16 protein-coding genes and 1 pseudogene are annotated in these 22,171 nt (G+C 73.9%); 6 read left to right on the top strand and 11 right to left on the bottom strand.

Features of this window, described 5'->3' with window-relative positions; all coding sequences use genetic code 11:
* Positions 1–29: 29 nt before the first annotated feature.
* The gene (locus tag BLU82_RS08640; protein ID WP_069114035.1) at positions 30–224 is read right to left on the bottom strand and encodes a DUF3046 domain-containing protein; all 195 of its coding nucleotides are present in this window, start codon (positions 222–224) and stop codon (positions 30–32) included.
* Positions 225–288: 64 nt separating this feature from the next.
* Between BLU82_RS08640 and BLU82_RS08635 the strand changes: the two genes are divergently transcribed.
* Positions 289–4,884 carry an ATP-dependent helicase gene (locus tag BLU82_RS08635; RefSeq protein ID WP_092618526.1) on the top strand — a complete coding sequence of 1,532 codons (4,596 nt, stop codon included), beginning with the start codon at positions 289–291 and terminating at the stop codon, positions 4,882–4,884.
* Positions 4,885–4,917: 33 nt separating this feature from the next.
* On the opposite strand, the gene BLU82_RS08630 is transcribed toward BLU82_RS08635, so the two are convergent.
* Complete coding sequence (locus tag BLU82_RS08630; protein WP_092618522.1) at positions 4,918–5,205, bottom strand: hypothetical protein; 288 nt, start codon at positions 5,203–5,205, stop codon at positions 4,918–4,920.
* A 110-nt stretch (positions 5,206–5,315) separates the two neighbouring features.
* Between BLU82_RS08630 and BLU82_RS08625 the strand changes: the two genes are divergently transcribed.
* On the top strand, positions 5,316–5,762 hold the full coding sequence (locus BLU82_RS08625; RefSeq protein ID WP_092618519.1) for a GNAT family N-acetyltransferase: 447 nt from the start codon (positions 5,316–5,318) through the stop codon (positions 5,760–5,762).
* An 11-nt stretch (positions 5,763–5,773) separates the two neighbouring features.
* Here BLU82_RS08625 and BLU82_RS08620 read toward each other — a convergent pair whose 3' ends face one another.
* The 5 genes and pseudogenes from BLU82_RS08620 to rimO form a co-directional block, all read right to left on the bottom strand.
* A complete protein-coding gene (locus BLU82_RS08620) occupies positions 5,774–6,244 on the bottom strand; it encodes a flavin reductase family protein (RefSeq protein WP_092618516.1) in 471 nt (156 codons plus the stop codon).
* 98 nt (positions 6,245–6,342) lie between these two features.
* A pseudogene (locus BLU82_RS08615) lies at positions 6,343–6,612 on the bottom strand (helix-turn-helix domain-containing protein); the annotation flags it as partial.
* A 171-nt stretch (positions 6,613–6,783) separates the two neighbouring features.
* Complete coding sequence (locus BLU82_RS08610) at positions 6,784–7,257, bottom strand: CinA family protein (protein WP_092618513.1); 474 nt, start codon at positions 7,255–7,257, stop codon at positions 6,784–6,786.
* Entirely contained in the window at positions 7,254–7,829 is a 576-nt protein-coding gene (gene pgsA / locus BLU82_RS08605) for a CDP-diacylglycerol--glycerol-3-phosphate 3-phosphatidyltransferase (RefSeq protein ID WP_092618510.1), read from the bottom strand. Before pgsA ends, BLU82_RS08610 begins: the two co-directional genes overlap by 4 nt.
* A gap of 9 nt (positions 7,830–7,838) precedes the next feature.
* A complete protein-coding gene (gene rimO, locus BLU82_RS08600; protein WP_092625609.1) occupies positions 7,839–9,242 on the bottom strand; it encodes a 30S ribosomal protein S12 methylthiotransferase RimO in 1,404 nt (467 codons plus the stop codon).
* 28 nt (positions 9,243–9,270) lie between these two features.
* Between rimO and BLU82_RS08595 the strand changes: the two genes are divergently transcribed.
* Positions 9,271–10,845: a beta-N-acetylhexosaminidase gene (locus tag BLU82_RS08595; RefSeq protein WP_197682818.1), complete on the top strand. Its 1,575-nt coding sequence runs from the start codon at positions 9,271–9,273 to the stop codon at positions 10,843–10,845.
* Here BLU82_RS08595 and BLU82_RS08590 read toward each other — a convergent pair.
* Positions 10,833–11,471 carry an alpha/beta hydrolase gene (locus BLU82_RS08590; protein ID WP_092618504.1) on the bottom strand — a complete coding sequence of 213 codons (639 nt, stop codon included), beginning with the start codon at positions 11,469–11,471 and terminating at the stop codon, positions 10,833–10,835. The genes BLU82_RS08595 and BLU82_RS08590 overlap by 13 nt on opposite strands.
* On the bottom strand, positions 11,464–13,995 hold the full coding sequence (locus BLU82_RS08585) for a DNA translocase FtsK (RefSeq protein ID WP_092618501.1): 2,532 nt from the start codon (positions 13,993–13,995) through the stop codon (positions 11,464–11,466). Before BLU82_RS08585 ends, BLU82_RS08590 begins: the two co-directional genes overlap by 8 nt.
* 320 nt (positions 13,996–14,315) lie before the next feature.
* Between BLU82_RS08585 and BLU82_RS08580 the strand changes: the two genes are divergently transcribed.
* Together BLU82_RS08580 and BLU82_RS08575 are read left to right on the top strand one after the other, a co-directional pair.
* Entirely contained in the window at positions 14,316–15,389 is a 1,074-nt protein-coding gene (locus BLU82_RS08580) for a DUF917 domain-containing protein (protein WP_157740724.1), read from the top strand.
* The gene (locus BLU82_RS08575; protein WP_092618495.1) at positions 15,386–16,942 is read left to right on the top strand and encodes a hydantoinase/oxoprolinase N-terminal domain-containing protein; all 1,557 of its coding nucleotides are present in this window, start codon (positions 15,386–15,388) and stop codon (positions 16,940–16,942) included. The genes BLU82_RS08580 and BLU82_RS08575 overlap by 4 nt, the downstream gene beginning before the upstream one ends.
* Before the next feature lie 30 nt (positions 16,943–16,972).
* Here BLU82_RS08575 and BLU82_RS08570 read toward each other — a convergent pair whose 3' ends face one another.
* Complete coding sequence (locus tag BLU82_RS08570) at positions 16,973–18,574, bottom strand: helix-turn-helix domain-containing protein (RefSeq protein ID WP_157740722.1); 1,602 nt, start codon at positions 18,572–18,574, stop codon at positions 16,973–16,975.
* Positions 18,575–18,901: 327 nt separating this feature from the next.
* Between BLU82_RS08570 and BLU82_RS08565 the strand changes: the two genes are divergently transcribed.
* Positions 18,902–19,675, top strand: coding sequence for a hypothetical protein (locus BLU82_RS08565; protein ID WP_092618489.1), 774 nt, complete (start codon positions 18,902–18,904; stop codon positions 19,673–19,675).
* A gap of 47 nt (positions 19,676–19,722) precedes the next feature.
* Here the strand turns inward: BLU82_RS08565 and BLU82_RS35045 are convergent, their stop codons facing one another.
* Positions 19,723–22,119: a DUF4157 domain-containing protein gene (locus BLU82_RS35045; protein ID WP_197682816.1), complete on the bottom strand. Its 2,397-nt coding sequence runs from the start codon at positions 22,117–22,119 to the stop codon at positions 19,723–19,725.
* Between the last annotated feature and the right edge of the window lie 52 nt (positions 22,120–22,171).

The raw sequence follows: 22,171 nt of genomic DNA, 5'->3' as shown, positions 1-22,171 counted from the left end.
AACCGGCATCCGAGTTTCGGCCCGGGCGGTCAGCGCTCGCTCGGCGGCAGCCGCAGCGCCTCGCAGACGGCGCGCCAGACCACCTTGGTGTCCTCGCCCGCCGCGAGCGCCTGGTGCACCGTGCGCCCGCCGAGGCCCTCGATGACGTAGTCGCGCGCCCATGAGTCGGCGTAGGAGGAGCCCAGCTGGTGCTCCATCCGCTCCCAGAAGTCCGTCAACCGCACCACGTCAGTATCCCTCACCCGCGACCGCGCCGACCTTGTCGGTGGGTCGCGCGATGATGGGTCCATGAACGACGTCCTCGACCTGTTCGGCCCGGCCACCCGCGCGTGGTTCGCCGGGTCGTTCGCCGCGCCCACGGCGGCGCAGGAGGGCGCCTGGCGGTCGGTCGCGGCCGGCCACAACGCGCTGGTGGTGGCGCCGACGGGGTCAGGCAAGACGCTCGCGGCCTTCCTGTGGGCGCTCGACCGGCTGGCCTCCGAGCCGGAACCGGACGACCCCACCCACCGCTGCCGTGTCCTCTACGTCTCGCCGCTGAAGGCGCTGACGGTCGACGTCGAGCGCAATCTACGCTCGCCGCTGGCCGGCATCGGGCACGCCGCGGCCCGGCTGGGCGTGCCGTCACCGGGCATCAGCGTCGGCGTGCGCACCGGCGACACCCCGGCCGACGAGCGGCGCCGGTTCGCCAAACACCCGCCCGACATCCTCATCACCACCCCCGAGTCGCTGTTCCTGCTGCTCACGTCGCAGGCGCGCGAGTCGCTGCGCTACGTCGAGACGGTCGTCGTCGACGAGGTGCACGCGGTCGCGGGCAGCAAGCGGGGCGCGCACCTGGCGCTGTCGCTGGAACGGCTCGACGCGCTGCTGGAACGCCCGGCCCAGCGCATCGGGCTGTCGGCGACGGTCCGCCCCATCGAGGAGGTGGCCCGGTTCCTCGGCGGCAGCCATCCGGTCGAGGTGGTCACGCCGCCCAGCGAGAAGCGGTGGGATCTCAAGGTCGTCGTCCCCGTGCCCGACCTCGACGAACTCGACGCCGTCGCGCCGCCGGTCCCGGCCCCGGTGGGGTTCGACGAGGACGGCGACGGCGGCAACGCGTCCATCTGGCCACACGTCGAGCAGCGCGTCGTCGACCTCGTCGAACAGCACGAGTCCACCATCGTGTTCGCCAACTCGCGGCGGCTGGCCGAGCGGCTGACGGCGCGGCTGAACGAGATCGCGACCGAGCGCGCCGAGGACCGTCCGGCCGACGAGAAGCCGATCACGCAGCATCCGCCGCCCGCGTCGCTGATGGCGCAGGCCGGCTCGTCGCACGGCGCCGCGGCCACCATCGCCCGGGCGCACCACGGCTCGGTCAGCAAGGAGCAGCGGGCGCTCATCGAGGACGACCTCAAGTCCGGCCGGCTGCCGGCCGTCGTCGCCACCAGCAGCCTCGAGCTCGGCATCGACATGGGTGCGGTCGACCTCGTCGTGCAGGTCGAGTCGCCGCCGTCGGTGGCCAGCGGGCTGCAGCGGGTCGGCCGGGCCGGCCACCAGGTCGGTGCGGTGTCCAGCGGCGTGCTGTTCCCGAAGTACCGCGGCGACCTCGTGCAGACCGCCGTCGTCGCCGAACGCATGGTGTCCGGGCAGATCGAGCAGCTCACCGTGCCGCGCAACCCGCTCGACGTCCTCGCCCAGCAGATCGTGGCCATGGTGGCCATGGACGACTGGCCGGTCGACGACCTCCTGGCGCTGGTCCGGCGGGCGCACCCGTTCGCCACGCTGCCGCAGTCGTCGTACGACGCCGTCCTCGACATGCTGGCCGGGCGCTACCCGTCCGACGAGTTCGCCGAGCTGCGGCCGCGGCTGGTCTGGGACCGCACCGGCGGCGTGCTCAAGGGCCGCCCGGGCGCCCAGCGGCTCGCCGTCACCAGCGGCGGCACCATCCCCGACCGCGGGCTGTTCGGCGTGTTCCTGGTCGGCTCCGATCCCCGCCGCGGCGGCGCGCGGGTCGGTGAGCTCGACGAGGAGATGGTGTACGAGTCGCGGGTCGGCGACGTGTTCGCGCTGGGCGCCACCAGCTGGCGCATCGAGGACATCACCCACGACCGCGTCATGGTCTCGCCCGCGCCCGGGCATCCGGGCAAGCTGCCGTTCTGGCACGGCGACACCCTGGGCCGCCCGGCCGAGCTGGGCGCGGCCGTCGGCGGGTTCGTCCGCGAGATCAACAAGCTGCCCGAGCCGAAGGCGCGCGAGCGGGCGGCCGGCGCCGGGCTGGACGAATGGGCCGTCGACAACCTCCTCGACTACGTCCGCGACCAACGCGAGGCCACCGGCCACGTGCCCGACGACCGCACGCTGGTGGTCGAGCGGTTCCGCGACGAGCTCGGCGACTGGCGGCTGATCGTGCACTCCCCGTACGGCGCGCGGGTGCACGCGCCGTGGGCGCTGGCCATCGGGGCGCGGCTGCGCGAGCGCTACGGCGTCGACGTCCAGGCCGCTCACGCCGACGACGGCATCGTGCTGCGCATCCCCGACACCCTCGACGGCGTCGACGAGCTGTCCGGCACCGAAGCTCCCGACGCCCGGCTGGTGGTGCTCGACCCCGACGAGCTCGACGACATCGTCACCGGCGAGGTCGGCGGGTCGGCGCTGTTCGCGTCGCGGTTCCGCGAGTGCGCCGCCCGGGCGCTGCTGCTGCCCCGTCGCTCCCCCGACCGCCGGTCGCCGCTGTGGCAGCAGCGGCAGCGGTCGGCGCAGCTGCTGCAGGTCGCGTCGAAGTACGGGTCGTTCCCGATGCTGCTCGAGACCATGCGCGAGTGCCTGCAGGACGTCTACGACCTCGACGGCCTGCGCGACCTCATGCGCCGCGTGGCCGGCCGGCAGATCAAGGTGGTCGAGGTCGAGACGCCGACGCCGTCGCCGTTCGCGCGGTCGCTGCTGTTCGGGTACGTCGCGGCGTTCATGTACGAGGGCGACTCCCCGCTGGCCGAGCGGCGGGCGCAGGCGCTGACGCTCGACTCCGCGCTGCTGGCCGAGCTGCTCGGGCAGACCGAGCTGCGCGAGCTGCTCGACCTCGAGGTGGTCGAGCGCACCGAGGCCGAGCTGCAGCGGCTGGTGCCGGAACGGCGGGCCCGCGACGCCGAGGGGGTGGCCGACCTCCTGCGGCTGCTCGGTCCGCTGACGTCCGACGAGGTGGCGGCGCGGTCCGTCGAGCCGGCCGACGCCGCCGGGCACCTCGACGAGCTGGTGCGTCAGCGGCGGGTCATCGCGGTGCGCATCGCGGGCCAGGAGATGTGGGCCGTCGTCGAGGACGCCGCCCGGCTGCGCGACGCACTCGGCGTGGCGTTGCCCGGCGGGGTGCACGACGCGTTCACGGCGCCGGTGCCCGACCCCCTCGGCGACATCGTGGCCCGGTACGCCCGCACGCACGGCCCGTTCCACGCGGCCGAGCCGGCCGAACGGTTCGGGCTGGGCGTCGCGGTGGTCGTGTCGACGCTGCGCCGGCTGTCCGCCGAGGGCCGCGTCGTCGAGGGTGAGCTGCGGCCCGGGCGCACCGGCACCGAGTGGTGCGACGCCGAGGTGCTGCGGCTGCTGCGGCGCCGGTCGCTGGCGGCGCTGCGCAAGGAGGCCGAGCCGGTCGACGCCGCCACGCTGGGGCGGTTCCTGCCGGCGTGGCAGTCGGTGGGCAGTTCGCTGCGCGGCGCCGACGGCGTGCTGCGCGTGGTCGAGCAACTGGGCGGGGCGGCGGTGCCGGCCAGCGCGCTGGAGTCGCTGGTGCTGCCGGCCCGGGTCGCGGGCTACTCGCCGGCCTGGCTGGACGAGCTGACGGCGGCCGGCGAGGTGGTGTGGTCGGGGCACGGCACGCTGCCGGGGTCGGACGGGTGGGTGTCACTGCACCTCGCCGACGCCGCACACCTCACCCTTCCCGACGTCGACCTCGCCGACGCCGAGGGTGAGCTGCACGCGGCCGTGCTCGAGACGCTCGACGGCGGCGGAGCGTACTTCTTCCGCCAGCTCAGCGACGCCGTGACGGCGCTGGTGCCGTCGCCACCCGAGGACGCGACGCTGACGACGGCGCTGTGGGACCTGGTGTGGGCGGGTCTGGTCACCAACGACACGCTAGCGCCGTTGCGGTCGCTGCTGACCGGGCGGCCGGCGCACCGGTCCCGGCCGGCCCGGCCGCGGTCGCGGTATGCGCGCGGGCGGCCGGCGCTGCCGTCGCGCACCGGTCCCCCGGCGGCGGCCGGACGGTGGTCGCTGCTGCCCGGCCGCGACACCGACACCACGCGGCGGGCGCACGCGGCCGCCGAGGCGCTGCTCGACCGGCACGGCGTCGTGACGCGCGGTGCGGTGCAGGCCGAGCGGCTGCCCGGCGGGTTCGCGGCGGCGTACCGCGTGCTGTCGGCGTTCGAGGACACCGGCCGGGCCCGGCGCGGCTATTTCGTCGCCGGCCTGGGCGCGGCGCAGTTCGGCACGCCCGGCGCGGTCGACCGGCTGCGCTCGTTCTCCCACCTCGACGACGCCCGGCCGGCCAGCGCGCTGGTGCTGGCGGCGACCGACCCGGCCAACCCGTACGGCGCGGCACTGCCGTGGCCGGAACGCGGCGAGTCGGGGTCGGCGGGGCATCGGCCGGGCCGCAAGGCGGGCGCGCTGGTCGTGCTCATCGACGGCGAGCTCTCCCTCTACGTCGAGCGCGGCGGCCGCACGCTGCTGTCCTGGACCGACGAGCCCGACCGCCTCCGCGCCGCGGCCGACGCGCTGGCGCTGTCGGTGCGCGAGGGTGCGCTCGGCGCCCTGCGGGTCGAACGCGCCGACGGCGCCCAGGTCACCGCCACGCCCCTCGGCGAAGCCCTCACCGCCGCCGGCTTCCACGTCACGCCACGGGGGCTGCGCCTGCGCGGCTGAGGAGGAACTCGAGACAACGACCGCAGGAACGCCTCATGGCCCGTCGAGAGCTCGCCGCCAAACGCTCTCGAATGCTGCCCGATCCACGACCTCCACAACGAACTGCGGATCCGCTGCGATCTCGTCGGGCCGTGGCACCGGCGCCGTGCCGAGCCTGGTGCCGGCCGTCTCGTGCTCAGCGTCCGCCCGAACGAGACGCCCGTCGGCGAACTCGTCGACCTTCCGCGCCTCCCACCCATCGACGACGTGCGCCCAGAGCACCACGGGATCCTCGGGGTTCGCATGAGTCCATCGGACGCGCTGGAAGTAGTCGATCGTCACGGCCCGATGCTCTCACCACGCCGGCCGCGGGCTGTGTCCGCGCAGCCGAGACGGCTCAGACCAGTGCGCCGCGGTGCGAAGAGGGCACCCGGGCGTCGTAGCCTGACCGAATGATCCTCGCGACGCACGCCGGCTACGAGGTCGACGACGACCCGGAGCGGCTCGAGATCGACGTCATCGTCGGGTTCCTGCTGACGACGTACTGGAGTAAGCACCGTTCGCGCGAGACGGTAGAGCGGGCGCTGCGCCACTCCGACGGCGTCGGCCTCTACGCACCGGACGGCGCGCAGGCGGGGTTCGCCCGCGTCGTCGGCGACGGGGCGACGTTCGCGTGGCTGGCGGACGTGTTCGTGCTGCCCGAGCACCGCGGGAAGGGGCTGGCCAGAGTCCTGGTCAACGCCGTCCTGGAGCACCCCGAACACGCCGCCGTCGAGCGCTGGATGCTGGCCACCCTCGACGCGCACGGGGTGTATGCGCCGCTGGGGTTCGCGCCGATCGAGTCGATCGACAAGTTCATGGTGCGCTCCGGCCCGACCGCCTCGCCCGTCATCCGCTGAACGCGGACGCGTCAGGCGACCTCGGGGCCGGGCTCGTAGTAGCGCCGGTCGACGTGAACCAGCGGCACGGCGCCGTCGGCGTCGCGGGCGACGGCGGTGACGCGGCCCAGCGCGATGGTGTGGTCACCGGCGTCGACCAGGGAGTACGGGACGCACTCGACGGCGGCGACGGCGCCGGTGAAGATCAGTTCGCCGCGGGCCGCACGGCGCGTCGGCCAGGGCGAGAAGTCGTCGCGGGCCCCGGGGTAGCGCTCGCGGGCGGCGTAGTCGGACAGCGGCAGCTGGTCGGCGGCCAGGAACGACAGCGACCAGCCGTCGGCGACGAAGAGGGCGTCGTGGATGAAGCCGTCCTTCTTGACGCACGCCAGCACCAGCGGCGGCTCCAACGACACCGAGGACACGGCGGTGACGGTGAGGCCGCAGTCGCGCCCGACCGGATCGAGCACCGTGAGCAACGCCACACCACCCGCCAGGCGGGCCATGGCGTCACGGAACTCCGGGGCAGGCTTCGACCGCGGCGACGACTCCGGCAGCAGCGTCAGCCGACCCTGACGACGTCGCGTGGCCGGGCGGACTCGCGGGGACGCAGCTCGGTGAGCGCACCCACCGCCGCCGCCTCGACGCGCATCATCTCGTCGCTGACCTCGCGGAGCACCTCGGACATCGGGAGGTCCAGCGCCTCGCAGATGGCCGCGAGCAGCTCGGACGACGCTTCCTTGCGGCCGCGCTCGACCTCGGACAGGTACCCGAGACTCACGCGCGCCGCGGCCGAGATCTCGCGAAGGGTGCGGCCCTGCTCGATCCGGCGACGCCTCAAGACATCGCCGACGAGCCGTCTGATGAGAACCATCGGCTACCCCTCTCGCGATTCGTCTCGACTGTGCTTGAGTCCACCGTACCTTCTGTTTCGGACGTTTGCGTTTTCAGCCTCGCCGGGAACGACGGGGTGCACAGAAGAATTCATCTCACGGTCTGAAACGCCCCACCACACCCCAGGATTCCCGGCCGCCGCGACGGCATCTCACACCTCGGACAACAGCTCCAGAACGGCGTGCACGGTCGCCGCCCGGACCTCGGCCCGATCGCCGCGCAGCGCCGACGAGCCCGTGAACGAGCGCACCCGCACGCCGGCGTCGGAGACCGCCGCGACGTGCACCGTGCCCGGCGGGTGACCGTCCTGCGGGTCCGGCCCGGCCACCCCCGTCGTCGCCACGCCGACGGACGCGCCCAGCCGCTCCCGGACGCCGGCGGCCATCGCCGCCGCGGTGTCCGCGGCCACCGGGCCGGACGCGGCGAGCACCGCGGCGGGAACCCCGGCCAGCGACTCCTTCAACGCGGTCGCGTACACGACCACCCCACCCCGGACCACCGCGGACGACCCCGGCACCGACGTCAGCGCGGCGCACACCAGCCCGCCGGTCAGCGACTCCGCCGCGGCGACCGTCAGCCCGCGGTCGACCAGCCGGGCCACCACCGAGGCGGCGGAGACGCTCACGGGGTCGCGCTCCGCCGCAGCCGGATCGCCGACAACACGTAGTCGACGCCGGTGACGACGGTGACGATGACGGCGGCCGCCATGACCGTCCCCTCGATCGGGTCGAACCAGCCGGGCAGCGGCAGGATGTACAGGCCGAGCGCCAGCGTCTGCAGGACGGTCTTCAGCTTGCCGCCGCGGTTGGCCGCCATGACGCCGTACCGGATGACGGCGAACCGCAGCACGGTGATGCCCCACTCGCGCACCAGCACGATCACCGTCACCCACCAGGGCAGCTCACCGAGCAGCGACAGCCCGACGAACGCCATGCCGGTGAGCGCCTTGTCGGCGATCGGGTCGGCGATCTTGCCGAAGTCGGTGACCAGGCCGCGGCGCCGGGCGAGGTCGCCGTCGAGCCGGTCGGTCGTCATAGCGACGCCGAACGCGACGAACGCGGCCACCCGCGACGCGTCGTCGTCGCCTCCGTGCCGCAGCAGCAGCCAGCCGAACAAGGGCACCAGCACGACCCGCAGAATCGTCAGCGCGTTGGCGATGTTCCACGGGCTGGGCGGAGAGGTCGACGGTTCGGCCACGGGGCAAGGTTAGGGGACGGCGAGCAGGTCGGCGCCGTCACTGCCGGTAACGATGGCCGTGACGATGTCGCCGACGGCCGCGCTGACGCCGGACACCACGGTGGTGCCGTCGACCTCGGGACCCTGGTGCGCGGCCCGGCCCTCGACCCGGCCGTCCGGCAGCACCGACTCGACCAGCACCGACACCGTCTCGCCGACGCGGTCCTCGGCGCGCTGGGCGACCAGTTCCTCGACGAGGTCGCCGACGCGCTCGACCCGTTCGGAGATCTCGTCGGCGTCGAGCTTGCCGTCGAACGACGCGGCCTCGGTGCCGTCCTCGTCGGAGTAGCCGAACACGCCGACGACGTCGAGGCGGGCCTGGGTGAGGAACGACTCCAGCTCGGCGACGTCGTCCTCGGTCTCGCCGGGGAACCCGACGATGACGTTGGACCGGACGCCCGCGCCCGGCACCCGGTCGCGGATCGACGAGATCAGCGACAGGAACGAGTCGGTCCCGCCGAACCGCTTCATCCGGCGCAGCAGCGGCGTGCTGGCGTGCTGGAAGGACAGGTCGAAGTACGGCACGACGCCGGGCGTGGACAGCATGGCGTCGACCAGCGTGGGGCGCATCTCGGCCGGCTGCAGGTACGACACCCGCACCCGCTCGATGCCGTCCACCTCGGCCAGCGACGGCAGCAGCGTCTCGAGCAGCCGGAGGTCGCCGAGGTCCTTGCCGTACGACGTCGAGTTCTCGCTGACCAGGAACAGCTCGCGCACGCCCTGCTCGGCCAGCCAGCGCGCGTCGGCCAGCACGTCGGACGGGCGGCGGGACAGGAACGAGCCGCGGAACATCGGGATGGCGCAGAACGTGCAGGCGCGGTCGCACCCGCTGGCCAGCTTCAGCGGCGCCATGGGCCCGCCGTCGAGCCGCCGCCGCACCGCCCGCGGCCCGGACGCCGGCGACATGCCGGCCGGGAGGTCGGGCGCGGCGTAGGCGGCGGCCTGCCGCTCGACCGGCGTGACGGGCAGCAGCTTGCGGCGGTCGCGCGGCACGTGCGCGACGTGCGCCGTGCCGCCGAGGATCCCTCGCAGCCGCTCGCCGATGGCCGCGTAGTCGTCGAAGCCCAAGACGGCGTCGGCCTCGGGCAACTCGGACGCCAGCTCGACGCCGTACCGCTCGGCCATGCAGCCGACGGCGACGACGGCCTTCGTGGCCCCGGACGACTTGAGGTCGGCGGCGGCCAGCAGGGAGTCGACGGAGTCCTTCTTGGCCTGCTCGACGAAACCGCAGGTGTTGACGAGGACGGTCTCGGCGGACGCGGGGTCGGCGACGAGCTCGAAGCCGTCGGCGTCGAGACGGCCGGCCAGCTCCTCGGAGTCGACCTCGTTGCGGCTGCAGCCGAGCGTGACGATCGCGACGGAATGTTTGCTCATGTCGCCGGCCACTCTACCGTTGTCGACCATGCCGAGCCTGATCCCGCTGCCCCTGGTCCACGAAGCACGCCCCGGCGCCTTCACCGTCGACGACGACACCGCCATCGGCGCGGACGGCGACGCCCGCCGGGCCGCCTGGCTGCTGCACGACGTCCTGACCGGCGCCGGGGTCCGCGCGCCGGTCGTCCCGGCCGCCGACCCCGTCGCGACGATCGTCCTGCGCCTCGGCGACACCGTGCGCGACAGCCCGGAGGGCTACCGGCTGACGGTGACGCCCGAGCGGGTCACGATCGACGGCGGCACCGCCGCGGCCCTGGCGCGCGCCGTCCAGACGTTCCGCCAGCTGCTGCCGGCCGCGGCGCTGCGCCGCGCCCCCGTCGCCGCCGGACCCGTCGAGGTCGGGTGCGGCGAGATCGAGGACGCGCCCCGGTTCGAGTGGCGCGGCGTGCACCTCGACGTCGCGCGGCACTTCCAGCCGGTCGGGTTCGTGCTGAAGCTGATCGACCTCGCGGCGCTGCACCGCCTCAACGTCGTGCACCTGCACCTCACCGACGACCAGGGCTGGCGGGTCGAGGTCCCGGCGCACCCGCGGCTCACCGAGGCCGGCTCGTGGCGCACCGAGACCGCCATCGGCCGCAGGACGGGCACCTACGACGGCACCCCGCACGGCGGCTTCTTCACGCTCGACGACCTGCGCGAGATCGTCGCCTACGCCGACGCGCGCGCCGTCACCGTCGTCCCGGAGATCGACCTGCCCGGCCACGTGCAGGCGGTGCTGGCCGCGTACCCGGAGCTGGGCAACACCGGGCAGCCGGTCGAGGTGCGGCACACGTGGGGCATCTCGGAGAACGTGCTGGCGCCGACGGACGAGGCCCTGGCGTTCGCGCGCGACGTCCTCGACACCGTGCTGGACGTGTTCCCCGGACCGTGGGTGCACCTCGGCGGCGACGAGGTCCCGCGGACGGAGTGGCGGGCAAGCGCCGCGGCCGCCGCCCGCGCCGCCGAGCTGGGCCTGGCCTCCGTCGACGAGCTGCAGAGCTGGTTCCTGCGCCGACTGCACGACCACGTGACGACGCGGGGCCGGCGGGTCGTCGGCTGGGACGAGGTCGTCGACGACGGCGGCATGCCGGCCGACACCGTCGTCATGGCGTGGCGCGGCAGCGACCACGGCGTCAAGGCCATGGCCGCCGGGCACGACGTCGTCATGTGCCCCGAGGACACCACCTACTTCGACCACCACCAGTCCGACGGCGTGGACGAGCCGCTGGCGATCGGCGGGCTGACGACCGTCGAGGACGTCGCCGCGTGGGAGCCGGCCGGCGGCGACGGGCCGGGCCGGCTGCTCGGCGTCCAGGGCCAGCTGTGGACGGAGTACCTGCCGACGCCATCCGCCGTGGAGTACGCTGCGTTCCCGCGGCTCAGCGCGCTCGCCGAGGTCGCCTGGACCGCGCCGGAGCGCCGCGACGCCGCCGATCTGCTGAACCGGCTGCCCGCGCACCTGGAGCGGCTCGACGCGGCGGGGGTGAACTACCGGCCGTTGGACGGCCCGCGCCCTTGGCAGCGCGGCGGCACCGGACGCCGTCAGCGCACTCAGCGCACCTGAGCCAGGCCGGTCCGGGCCAGCACGAACCGCGTCACCTCCCGGTGCCAGACCGACGGGTGGCGCAGCATCGCGTGCCGGTCGCCGGGCACCGGGAGGTACCGGCAGGACGCGGCCACGCCGTCCAGCCCGGCCGCCAGCGCCGCCGTCGCCCGCGGGTCGGTCATGGTGTCGGCGCTGCCGTGCATGAGCAGGACGTGCTTGCCGGCCAGCAGCGACGGCGGCTCGGACGGGGTCAGCCACGGCGCCAGCGCGGCCACCGCGACGATGCCGGGCTGCCCCGCCACGCGGATGGCGGCGCGTCCGCCCATCGAGTAGCCGACCAGCGCCACCGGCACGTCCGGGTCGCGCGCACGCACCGCGGCGAGCGCCGCCCGGACGTCGTCCAGCGGCGACTCGTCGGCCCCGTTCCAGCCGCGGACCGTGTACCGCAGCCGCCACACCGTCAGTCCCCGGGGCCCGCCGGCCCGGCGCAGTGCCCGCGCGAACGGCCGCAGCCGCAGCACCGACGGCTGCCGCGCCCGGACCGGCTCGCGGCTCTCCGACCGGCCGCCGTGCAGCAGCAGGACGGCCGCGCGGACGTCGCCGCCCGGCCGGTCCTCGGTCAGGACGTACCCGGGCTCAGTCACCGCGCAGGGCGTCCAGCACCTCGTCGAGGTCGTCGGGCTTGATCAGCACGTCGCGCGCCTTCGACCCCTCGGACGGGCCGACGATGCCGCGGCTCTCCATCAGGTCCATCAGCCGGCCGGCCTTCGCGAACCCGACCCGCAGCTTGCGCTGCAGCATCGACGTCGAGCCGAACTGCGTGTTGACCACCAGCTCGGCGGCCTGGCAGAGCAGGTCGAGGTCGTCGCCGATGTCCTCGTCGACCTCGCGCTTGGCCGCCTGGGGCGCGGTGACGTCCTCGCGGTAGCTCGGCTCCAGCTGCTCCTTGCAGTGGCCGACGACGGACGCGATCTCGGTCTCGGTGACCCAGGCGCCCTGGACGCGGATCGGCTTGCTCGCGCCCATCGGCAGGAACAGGCCGTCACCCTGGCCGACCAGCTTCTCGGCACCCGGCTGGTCGAGGATGACGCGGGAGTCGGCCAGCGACGACGTCGCGAACGCCAGCCGCGACGGCACGTTCGCCTTGATGAGACCCGTGACGACGTCGACCGAAGGCCGCTGCGTCGCCAGCACCAGGTGGATGCCGGCCGCCCGGGCCAGCTGCGTGATGCGGACGACGGAGTCCTCGACGTCTCGCGGGGCGACCATCATGAGGTCGGCCAGCTCGTCGACGATGACCAGCAGGTACGGGTACGGCGTCAGCACCCGCTCGCTGCCCTCGGGCGCCTTCACCTTGCCCGCGCGGACCGCCTTGTTGAAGTCGTCGACGTGCCGGAAGCCGAAGTTGGCGAGGTCGTCGTAGCGCATGTCCATCTCGCGCACGACCCACTGCAGCGCCTCGGCCGCCTTCTTCGGGTTCGTGATGATCGGCGTGATCAGGTGCGGGATGCCCTCGTACGCCGACAGCTCCACCCGCTTGGGGTCGACCATGATCAGCCGCACCTCGTCGGGCGTCGCCCGCATGAGGATCGACGTGATCATCGAGTTGATGAAGCTGGACTTGCCGGAGCCCGTGGCGCCGGCCACCAGCAGGTGCGGCATCTTCGCCAGGTTCGTGACGACGAAGCCGCCCTCGACGTCCTTGCCCAGACCGGCCACCATCGGGTGGTGGTCCTTGCGGGCCACCGGCGAGCGCATGACGTCGCCGAGGCTGACGATCTCCTTGTCGGTGTTGGGGATCTCGATGCCGATGGCCGACTTGCCCGGGATCGGCGACAGGATGCGCACGTCGGCGCTGGCCACGGCGTACGAGATGTTCTTCGACAGCGCCGTGACGCGCTCGACCTTCACCGCCGTGCCCAGCTCGACCTCGTACCGCGTCACCGTCGGGCCGCGGGTGTAGCCGGTGACGACGGCGTCGATGTTGAACTGGTCGAAGACCCCCATCAGGGAGTCGACGACCTGGTCGGACGCGGCCGACTTGGCCTTGTGCGGGCTGCCCTGACGCAGGAGGTCGCTGTTGGGCAGCGTGTACGTGATGTCGCCGGACAGCGCCAGCTGCTCGACCCGCTGCGGGATGGGGGTGTGCGGCGGCGGCTCGGCCGGCTCGTCGGCGCCCTTCTTCTTGCGCTTGCGCAGCTCGCGGTCGACGACCGCCGGCTCCGTCGGGGTGTCGTCCTCGGCGCCGAGACCGGCCAGCTCGGCGGTGTCGTCGTCGGCGTCGGGCTCGGGTTCGGGCTTGCGCCGGCGCTTCGGCTTCTCGCGCAGCACCGGCGAGTCGTACGGCTCGTCGTCGGTGGGCGCGAGCCGGCGGCCCCTGGCGTCGACCTCCTCGCCGTCGGCGACCGGACGCCGGAAGCCCAGCCAGCCGCCCACGACCAGTGCGGCGGCGCGCAACTGCGCCGTCACCTCGTACAGCGGGATGCCGGTGATGACCAGCACGCCGAACAGCGTCAGCAGGCCCAGCAGCGGGCCCGCCACGTACACCGTCAGCAGGTCGGCCAGGATGGTCGAGGAGACGTAGCCGATGGCGCCGCCGGCCCGCTCCATCGCCACCTGCCCGTCGACCGGGCGCGGCATGCCGCCGGCGATGTGCGCGAGGCCGAGCGTGCCCAGCGCGAGGCACACCCAGCCGATGACCTGGCGGCCGCCCGGGCCGTTGCGGTCGGGGTGGCGCAGCGTGCGCCAGGCCGCCATGGCCAGCAGGACCGGCGCGACGTACGCGCCCGTGCCGATGGCGCCCGCGATGCCCTGGTACACGGCCTCGTAGATCCTGCCGTCCAGCGTCCACCACACCGACGCGGCGACGATGAACGCCGTCCCGATGAGGAACAGCCCGACGCCGTCGCGGCGCTGGTCGGCCTCGAGGCTCGTCGCCGTCCGTCCCACACTGCGGGCCACGCCGCCGACGACGTGCGCGATGCCCATCCAGATGCCGACGAACATCCGGCCGATGCCGCCGAAGAACTGCGCGGCGAGACTCGGCTCCGGAGGTGGCGGCGGTGGGGGCGGCTCAGGTGCGCGACGCTTCCGGCCGCGAGCCGGGGTACGCCGCTTCGGGGTACCCGACGAGCTTCGCGACCGTGCCGTGGCTGTTCGGGTCGCCATGGAGATCACACTACATCCGACACAGGCGCATCTTCAGTCACACGAGCCCCGGCGCGTCGGGCGAAATGTCCGAACCAGGGCTGCTCCGGCGGCACCTACCTGCAGCTCGGCAGCGGCACGGGCGAGGAGCCGTCGCGGCAGGGGGCGCTGCTCACGACGTCGCCGCTGCCGCCGTCATCGCCGCCCTCACTGTCGTCGGACGTCCAGCCGCATGGTCGCCGGCCACATCCGCCAGGAGCGAGCGGAACGGCCGTTGCCCGCCGTATCGTCGTGCCCGGATGGCCGGCGGTACGGACCGAACCGGCGGAACGGAGCGGTGCGTGCAACAGGTCGACAGCGCCGACGTGGACGATCTGGCCCTCGGCGCGGCCGTCCTGGGCTGCGGCGGGGGCGGCGACCCGCATCTGGCGAGGCTCATGCTGCACCGCGCCATCGACACGTACGGCCCCGTGCCCGTCGTCCAGGCCGCGGACGTGCCGGCCGACGGCCTGGTGCTGCCGGTCGCCGTGGTCGGCACGCCCACGGTCCTGGTCGAGAAGTTCCCCGGCCAGGGCGACGCCCGGCGCGCGCTCGAGGCCATGCAGCGCTTCGCCGGCCGCGAGGGCGTCGCCGTCCTGCCGCTCGAGATCGGCGCCGTCAGCACACTGTTCCCGCTGGTCGCGGCCGCGGAGGTCGGGCTCCCGTGCGTCGACGCCGATGGTATGCGCCGGGCCTTCCCCCAGCTCGAGACGACCTTGTTCACGCTGGCCGGCCTCGACGTGTCGCCGGTCTGCGTGGTCGGGGCGCTGGGCAACGCGCTGGTCATCGACGCCAACGACAACCGCACGGGTGAGCGGCTGACCCGCGCCGCCGTCGCCGAGCTGGGCATGGTCGCCACCGTCGCCGCCTACCCGATGTCCGGTGAGCAGTGCCGCGAGCACGCGGCGCTGGGGTCACTGAGCCAGTGTCTCGAGGTCGGGCGCCGGCTGCGGGCCATCCATACCGGCGCGCCGGGGGCGCGCGCGGACTTCCTCGCCTTCACCGGCGCCGAGGCGGTGTTCGGCGGGACGGTGACCGACGTGCTGCGGCGTACGTCAGACGGCTGGACCCGCGGCACCGCGACGCTGGAGCACCTGGCCGCGCCGGAACGCCTGCTTCGCATCGACTTCCAGGACGAGAACCTCGTGGTCACCGAGAACGGCCGCGCCGTCGCCACCGTCCCCGACATCATCACACTGCTCGACGTCGACACCGGCTGGCCGGTCACCACCGAGAGCATGTCGTACGGCCAGCGGGTCGAGGTACTGGTGGTGCCGGCGCACGAGCGGTGGCGGCGGCCCGACGGGCTGGCACTGGCCGGGCCCCGGGCGTTCGGCTACGACCTCGACTACGTGGACCGGAGGCTGCCGGCGTGAGGACGCTGCGACTTGGCGTCGACGTCGGAGGCACGAACACCGACGCCGCCGTCGTCGACAGCGGCGGGGCCGTCATCGCCCGGCACAAGGCGACCACCAGCAGCGACCTCATGACCGGGATCCGCCAGGCGCTGTCGGCGGTCCTGGCCGAGATCGACCGCCGGTCAGTGGCTCGGCTGGTCCTCGGGACGACGCAGGCGGTGAACGCGATCGTCGAGCGGCGCATGCCGGCCCGCGTCGGCGTCCTGCGCATCGGCGCCCCGGCGACGTCGCTGGTGCCGCCGTTCACCGGCTGGCCCGCCGACCTGGTCGGCGCCGTCGGCGGGCCGGTGGCCATGGTGCGCGGCGGGCACGAGTACGACGGTGGCGAGATCGCGCCGCTCGACGAGGAGGCCGTGACGGCGTTCGCGGCGGCCTGCGCGCACCGCGTCGACGCCGTCGCCGTCGCCGCCGTCGGGTCGGTCACGAACGCCGACCACGAGCAGCGCGCGGTCGATCTGCTGGACCGGCTGCTGCCGGGGTGCACCGTCACCGCCGGGCACAGGGTGGGCGGGCCAGGGCTGGTCGAGCGCGAGAACGCCGCGATCCTCAACGGCGCGCTGACCGGCGTGACGGCGGGGCTGCTGCGCGGGCTCAGCACGGCGTTGCGCGACCTGGACCTGCGGTGCGACACCTACCTGACGGAGAACGACGGCACCCTGCTGACGGCCGAGCGGGCGGCCCGGTACCCCGTGCGCACCATCGCCTCCGGGCCAACGAACTCGATGCGCGGCGCCCATCACTTGAGCGGCTTGGCCGACGCCGTGGTGGTCGACGTCGGCGGCAGCTCCATGGACGTCGGCGTCCTGAGCGGCGGCTTCCCGCGGGTGTCGACGATGCCGACGGAGATCGGTGGCGTGCGCACCAACTACCGGCTGCCCGACCTCGTCTCGGCCGCGCTGGGCGGCGGCAGCGTGGTCCGGCTCGGCCTCCACGGCGGGTTCACCGTCGGGCCCGAGAGCGTCGGCGCCGCGATCGGCACCGACGCACTGATCTTCGGCGGCGACGTGCTCACCCTGAGCGACGTGTCGGTGGCGGCCGGCCGGACGGCGTTCGGCACCGTCCCCGCGCCCGACCTCCCCGTCGACCCCACCATAGCGGCGGCCGTCGTCGCCTCCGTCGACCGGCGGCTGATCGAGCTGACCGACCGCATCCGTGCCTCGCCGACGACGCCGCCCCTGGTGGCCGTCGGCGGCGGCGCGCACCTCGTGCCCGGCGAGCTTCCCGGCATCCGCGAGGTGATCCGGCCGCCCGACGGCGCGGTCGCGAACGCCGTCGGCGCCGCCGTCGCCGAGGCCTCCGGCACCGTCCACCGCGTCTACCGCTTCGACGTCACCAGTCGCCAGGCCTGCCTCGACGAGGCCCGCCGGCTCGCGCACGAGGCCGCCGTCCGTGCCGGCGCGACTCCGGACCGGGTGCGCATCACCCGCGTGTCGGAAGTGCCGCTCGCCTACCTGCCCGGCGACTCCGCCCGCGTGGTCGTGACCGCCGTCGGCCCTCTCGCCGATCCCTGAGACCCAGGCCGCGGACTCCGGTGGCGGTCGTCAGGCGTCCTCGTCGGCGACGGCGCGGGCGGCGAGGTGGGCGACGAGGCGGTCGTTGGGCTGCGAGAGGTCGAGGGGCAGCAGGCCGCGGATGCGTTCCAGCCGTTGCAGGACGGTGTTGCGGTGGACGTTGAGGACGTTGGCGGTGGCGGTGGCCGACGACTCATGGTCGAGGTAGACCATGAGGGTGCGGACGAGGTCGCCGCCGGGGTCGACCTCGCGCAACGGCGCCAGCAGCGACGACGTCGCCCTGAGCAGGGGCTCCGAGCGCTGCCAGCCGGAGAGCAGGCGGTCGACGCTCATGGAGCCGAAGGTCTCGACGGCGCCCGAGCCGCCGCGGGCGCGGGCCAACAGGCTGGCCTGCCGCGCCTCGTGCAGGGACGCGCCGATGCCCTCGGCGCCGTCGTGGCCGCCGCCGAGTCCGCCCGCCACCAGCACGCCGGGGTGGTCGTCGCGGAAGGTGCGCAGGGCGTGGCCGAGCCGGCGGGCCAGCCGGTCGATCTCCTCAGGCTCCGGCTCGGCGTCGCGGGTGTGCCACGTGGCCCAGCCGCCGGGTCGCTGGATGAGGTCGTGCGGGAGGTCGTTGTCGCGCAGTACCCGCTCCAGCCCGGCGATGAGCGATGTGGGCCGCACGCCCGGCCCGACGGCCTGGTCGATGTTCAGGTGGATGCCGACGTGCCAGCCGCTGAGCCGCCAGCCCAGCGCCGTCGCCCGCTCCGACGTGCCGGGGGCGATGCCGTCGGCGTACTCGACGACGTCGGCCAGGACGACCGCGCGGTAGCGGGCCTCGCGCTCGCCGTCGAGTGACTTGGTGGCGATCCAGGCGGTATAGGCCCAGGCGCCCAGGGCCAGCACCCGGCCCACCGATTCGACCATGCCGCGCCCGGCGAGCGGCAGCCGCGCCACCAGCCAGAGGTTCGCGGGCAGGCCGTCGGCGACGGTGGCGGGGTGGCAGATGAGCGTGTGGCCGTCGCCGAACAGCGTGACCGGGGCGGCGGGGCCGCCGGTGGGCAGTCGCTTGACCAGCTCCGAGCGGGTGGCGGGGTCGACGGTGGCTGCGTCGCCCGCGATCGTGACGCCGCGGCCGTCGACCATGGCCGCCGGCACCCCGGCCGCGGCCCGGACCGCGGAGAGCAGGCCGTCGGCGCTGTCGGGGACCTGCCGCAGCCGGGTCAGCATGGAGTCGACCATGCGCAGCCCCGCCAGCCGCGGCCCGCGCAGGTGCCGGTCGACGGCGGCGACGGCGGTGTGCGCGTCGAGGCGGTCGACCAGTACCAGCGGCATGCCGAACCGGTCGGCCAGCCGGCCGGTGATCTCCGGCAGCGCATTGGTGGTGCGCTCGACGACGAGACCCGGCAGCCCGCGCCGGTGCGCCACCCGCAGTGCGACGTCGGCCGACACCTCCTCGACCGCCAGCCGCTCGCGCGGGAACAGCGGCAGGCAACCGGCGGGCAGTTCGTCGAGCTGGCGCAGTGACGTGCCGACCACCACCGAGGTGACCTCGTGCGCGAGCCCATGCCGCCCGGCCACGACCTCGTACTCGCCGACGAGGCGGAGCGCGAGCAATTCCGCCAGCATGACGGCGGATTCTGCGGGCGGCATGTCATCCAGTATGTCGCGCGCCTCCTACGACACCATTCCGGAGGGTGGTTTCCGCAGGCAGTGGGCAGGATCAGGATATCCGCGAATACCCCTCGATACGGACAATCGTGCGCAATTCACCGGATGCCCATGACTGGCCGCGTTTCCTGTCGCACGGTCACCTTTCCCCCGATAGGGCGGAATACACATGCCGCTCGCCCGCGACCGTGCACTCCGCACATGGCCAAGTTGATCTAGCCAGCCCACCATCGTCTGCGGGGGGCGATCGGCACTCGAGGGTGGGAGAGCACGATGTCCGAGACCAGGGTGGGGTCTGTTCTGAGGCACTTGCGACGAGCGCACACGCAGGCTGACGATCCCGACACGCACGCACTGCTCGACATCGGCGTCAGCCTGATGCTGGAGCCGCACACGGAGGTGACGACCGACCTCACCCAGCGGGTGCCGCAACTGCGCTGGCCGACCCGCGAGGAACTGGTGCGGGCGTACAACCAGCACAGCGGGCTGCGCCGCAGCAAGGCGATCGTCGAGGACCGCTGGATCCGCATGGCCGACTACCACCGCGACCTCATCGCCTGGGTGGTCCAGCGGGTGGAGTCGTCGACCATCCACGCGCAGATGGACCAGGTGGCGTCGGCCCGCGGCAGCGAGCCGGTGAGCACGCCCGACGCGTACCGCATCGCGGCGGGCGCGATCCACCGCATGCTGAACGAGGAGGCGTTCCCGCTGTGGGCCATGCTCACATCGCTCGCGGCGACCGACCCGGCGGTCAACGCGATGATGCGCCAGGCCCGTTCCGACGACCGGGAGCGGTGGGCGAAGCTGGCCGACGAGCACTACGCGGCCGCGGGGCGCGAGCCGCTGCCCGGCATCGGGTCCGCCGACATCGCCGAGGCGGTCAACGCGATGTCCTACGGCCTGGCGCTGCGTTATCTCACCGACCCCGACGCCTTCGGCAACGACCCGCTCCGCGCCGGGACGCTGTTCGCGCAGGCCAGCCTGGCGCTCATCGACGCGCTGCTGACCCCGCCCACGCCGCGCGACGCGCTGCCGACCATGGGCCAGACGGTGCTGAACATGCCGCTGGCGGCGGCCGGCTGAGCAGGTACCCGAGGACCGGCGGATCGCGGCCGACGAGCCGCCGGTCCTCAGCGTTCGGAGAAGCCCTTCTTCCAGCCGCCCTTGCCGCTCTCCCACTTCAGGCCGTACAGCCGCTGCGAGCGCTCGACGTTGGAGCTGACGTAGCCGAGGTCCTTGACCGCGCCGGAGTTGAACATCCGCACGTCCAGGCCGACGTTCCACTTCGGTGGCCCGGCGGCGGTGTTCGCGAGGCTGCCGGCCAGTTCGAGGCGCAGCCCGACGCTGGTGGCGATGGTCGTGGCGCTGCCGGCGAGCGTGCCGGCCAGACCGGCGAAGGTGGACTCGGCCGGTGGCGGCAGGTCGGCGGCGCCGGTGCCGAAGCTGGCGAGGTTGACCACCGTGCCGCCCTTCTGTGCAGCCGAGCGGTTCGCCTCGGCGGCCAGCTTGCCGCTGGAGGCCTGGAACAGCCGGGTCAGCTCGGTGGCGCCCTTGATGGCGCTCTGCGCCGCGCCGCCCAGCGGCAGCGTCGCGCTGACCTTGCCGGTCAGACTGACGTCCTCGATGATCCAGTTCGCCAGGCGGTTCTGCTGGCGCTCCTTCTTGTGCAGGCCCTGCTCGCGCAGGCTCACGATGCCGATGAGGTCGCCGGTGAACACCGGCCCGGCCACGACCTTCTCCGAGAGCGTGAGCGTGTAGGTGCGCCGCGACAGGTGCTTCTCCGCGCCCCGGCCCGCGAGCGAGGCGACGTGCCTGGTGAACAGGCCGTCGGACCGGACGTTCCGGTTGCCGGCGCCGCCCTTGCGGTTGTCGATGGACGTGCGGTCGTAGCGCTCGCCGCGGGCCAGCTTCGCCGTCGCGGTGACGGCCAGCAGATCCTCCTGGCCGACCTTGGCGCCGACCTCGCCGAACGAGCCGGTCTCGACGTAGTTGGCGGCGTCGTCGGAGGGGTCGGCACTGCCCCACATCTTCTTCTCCACGCCGCGCGACCAATGGTCGGCCTTGAGACGGTGGAAGCGGCTGGTCCCGCCGCCCCACATCAACGTCGACAGCTCCTCGGGCATGTTGCTCTCGCGCAGCTGTCGGTACAGCAGGTACGACAGCAGCGTCATCGCGTCGGCGGCGGTCTTGCCCGAGGTCTTCACATAGCCGCCGAACACCGCCTTGACCTGACCGAACGGGATGCCCACCGCGACCTGCGGGGCGACCTCCAGCTGCGCCCACACGGCGCCGCCGTCGGTGCGGCCGGACAGGAACCGGAGGGTGCCGCCGATCATCACGGGAGTGTCCGGGATCGGGATCAGGAAGCCGACGTCGAAGGCGGCGGCGTCGCCGGCGTGCGGCAGCAGCAGGTCCAGCGGGACCGCCAGCCGGGTGAGGATCGAGTCGAAACTGCCGGTGTAGTGCTTCTGCAGCTTGGCCTGCGCGTCGGCGTCACCGGCGACCGCCTGCTGGCCGGCGGCCGCGGCGTCGCCACCCGGTGCCGTGCGGACGTCGAGCACGGCGCGCTCGGCGATGAGGGCCTGCAGGAACAGGTTCATGCCGGCCATGCGCTGGCGCCGGGTCGGGTCGTCGACGACCTGCCCGTCGGCGTCGTCGGTGAGCTGGTGCTTGCCCGTCCACAGGGCCACGGCCTCTTCCATGCGGACGAGCAGGTCCCGGGCCTGATCGACGCGGTCGGGCCGGACGACCCCGCCGCCGGTGTGCAGCTTCTTGGTGCGCTTCTTCCGGCTCAGGCCGGCCAGGTCGTTCTCGGGGATGCAGAGCGCGCTGTACTGCACCAGCAGCGCGGAGATCGCCTTCTGTGCGGTGCTCGCCCCCGTCAGCGGGCCCTCGTACGTCCATTCCTCGAACTGCTTGGCCGAGACGAACCGCCGGACCGCGGCGGGGGTCCCGGCCTCGCCGCCGGCGACACGACGGCGCACGGCCGCGCCCGCGAGCGCGGCGTCGGCCATCCGGTCGGCCTCGTGCTCCGCCGGGTCGCTCGCCCGACCGACGGTGAGGGCCCCGGCCGGACCGGGTGCGGTCTGAAGGGTGTGGGCGAGCTCGTGCGCCAGCAGCCGCCGGCCGGCGTCGGTGGCCGGCGCGTAGGCGCCGCCACCGAAGTAGATGTCCGAGCCGACGGTGAAGGCCGTGGCCTGCAGCGACCGTGCCAACCCGGCCGCCTCGGCGTCGGTGTGCACACGCACGTCGCCGAAGTCGGCGCCGAATGCCTCGCCCATCGACCGGGCGACCGGCGTCGGCAGCGGCCGGCCGGCCCGGCGGTGCAGCCGCCGGGCGACGTCCGGGTCGACGACGGTGCCGCCGAGCGGGTCGGATCCGCCCCCCGGCCCGCGGCGGACGGGTCCGGGTTCCGGCTCGAGCACGGGCTCGAGCAGCCCCCACGCCACACTGAGCGCGTCGTCGTCGTGACGCTGCCGGTCGGTGCGGGTGGTGATCCGGCTGACCCGGTCGCGCTGCACGGTCATGCTCTCCCCTGTCGTCGGCAGGCTGGAACCAGCCAAGCAGCGCGGCCGCGGC

Origin of the sequence: Jiangella sp. DSM 45060, assembly GCF_900105175.1 — a bacterium.
Taxonomy (GTDB): Bacteria; Actinomycetota; Actinomycetes; order Jiangellales; family Jiangellaceae; genus Jiangella.
Note: the sequence above shows the minus strand (reverse complement) of the source record. Positions and strands in the feature narration are given on the sequence as shown.

Excerpts from the sequence above, each read along its gene's own strand:
- BLU82_RS08625 (WP_092618519.1), top strand. The coding sequence starts at position 5,316 with ATGATCCTCGCGACGCACGCCGGCTACGAGGTCGACGACGACCCGGAG.
- BLU82_RS08595 (WP_197682818.1), top strand. The coding sequence starts at position 9,271 with ATGCCGAGCCTGATCCCGCTGCCCCTGGTCCACGAAGCACGCCCCGGC.
- rimO (WP_092625609.1), bottom strand. The coding sequence starts at position 9,242 with ATGAGCAAACATTCCGTCGCGATCGTCACGCTCGGCTGCAGCCGCAAC.
- BLU82_RS08570 (WP_157740722.1), bottom strand. The coding sequence starts at position 18,574 with ATGCCGCCCGCAGAATCCGCCGTCATGCTGGCGGAATTGCTCGCGCTC.
- BLU82_RS08620 (WP_092618516.1), bottom strand. The coding sequence starts at position 6,244 with ATGGCCCGCCTGGCGGGTGGTGTGGCGTTGCTCACGGTGCTCGATCCG.
- BLU82_RS08585 (WP_092618501.1), bottom strand. The coding sequence starts at position 13,995 with ATGGCGACCCGAACAGCCACGGCACGGTCGCGAAGCTCGTCGGGTACC.
- BLU82_RS35045 (WP_197682816.1), bottom strand. The coding sequence starts at position 22,119 with ATGACCGTGCAGCGCGACCGGGTCAGCCGGATCACCACCCGCACCGAC.
- BLU82_RS08635 (WP_092618526.1), top strand. The coding sequence starts at position 289 with ATGAACGACGTCCTCGACCTGTTCGGCCCGGCCACCCGCGCGTGGTTC.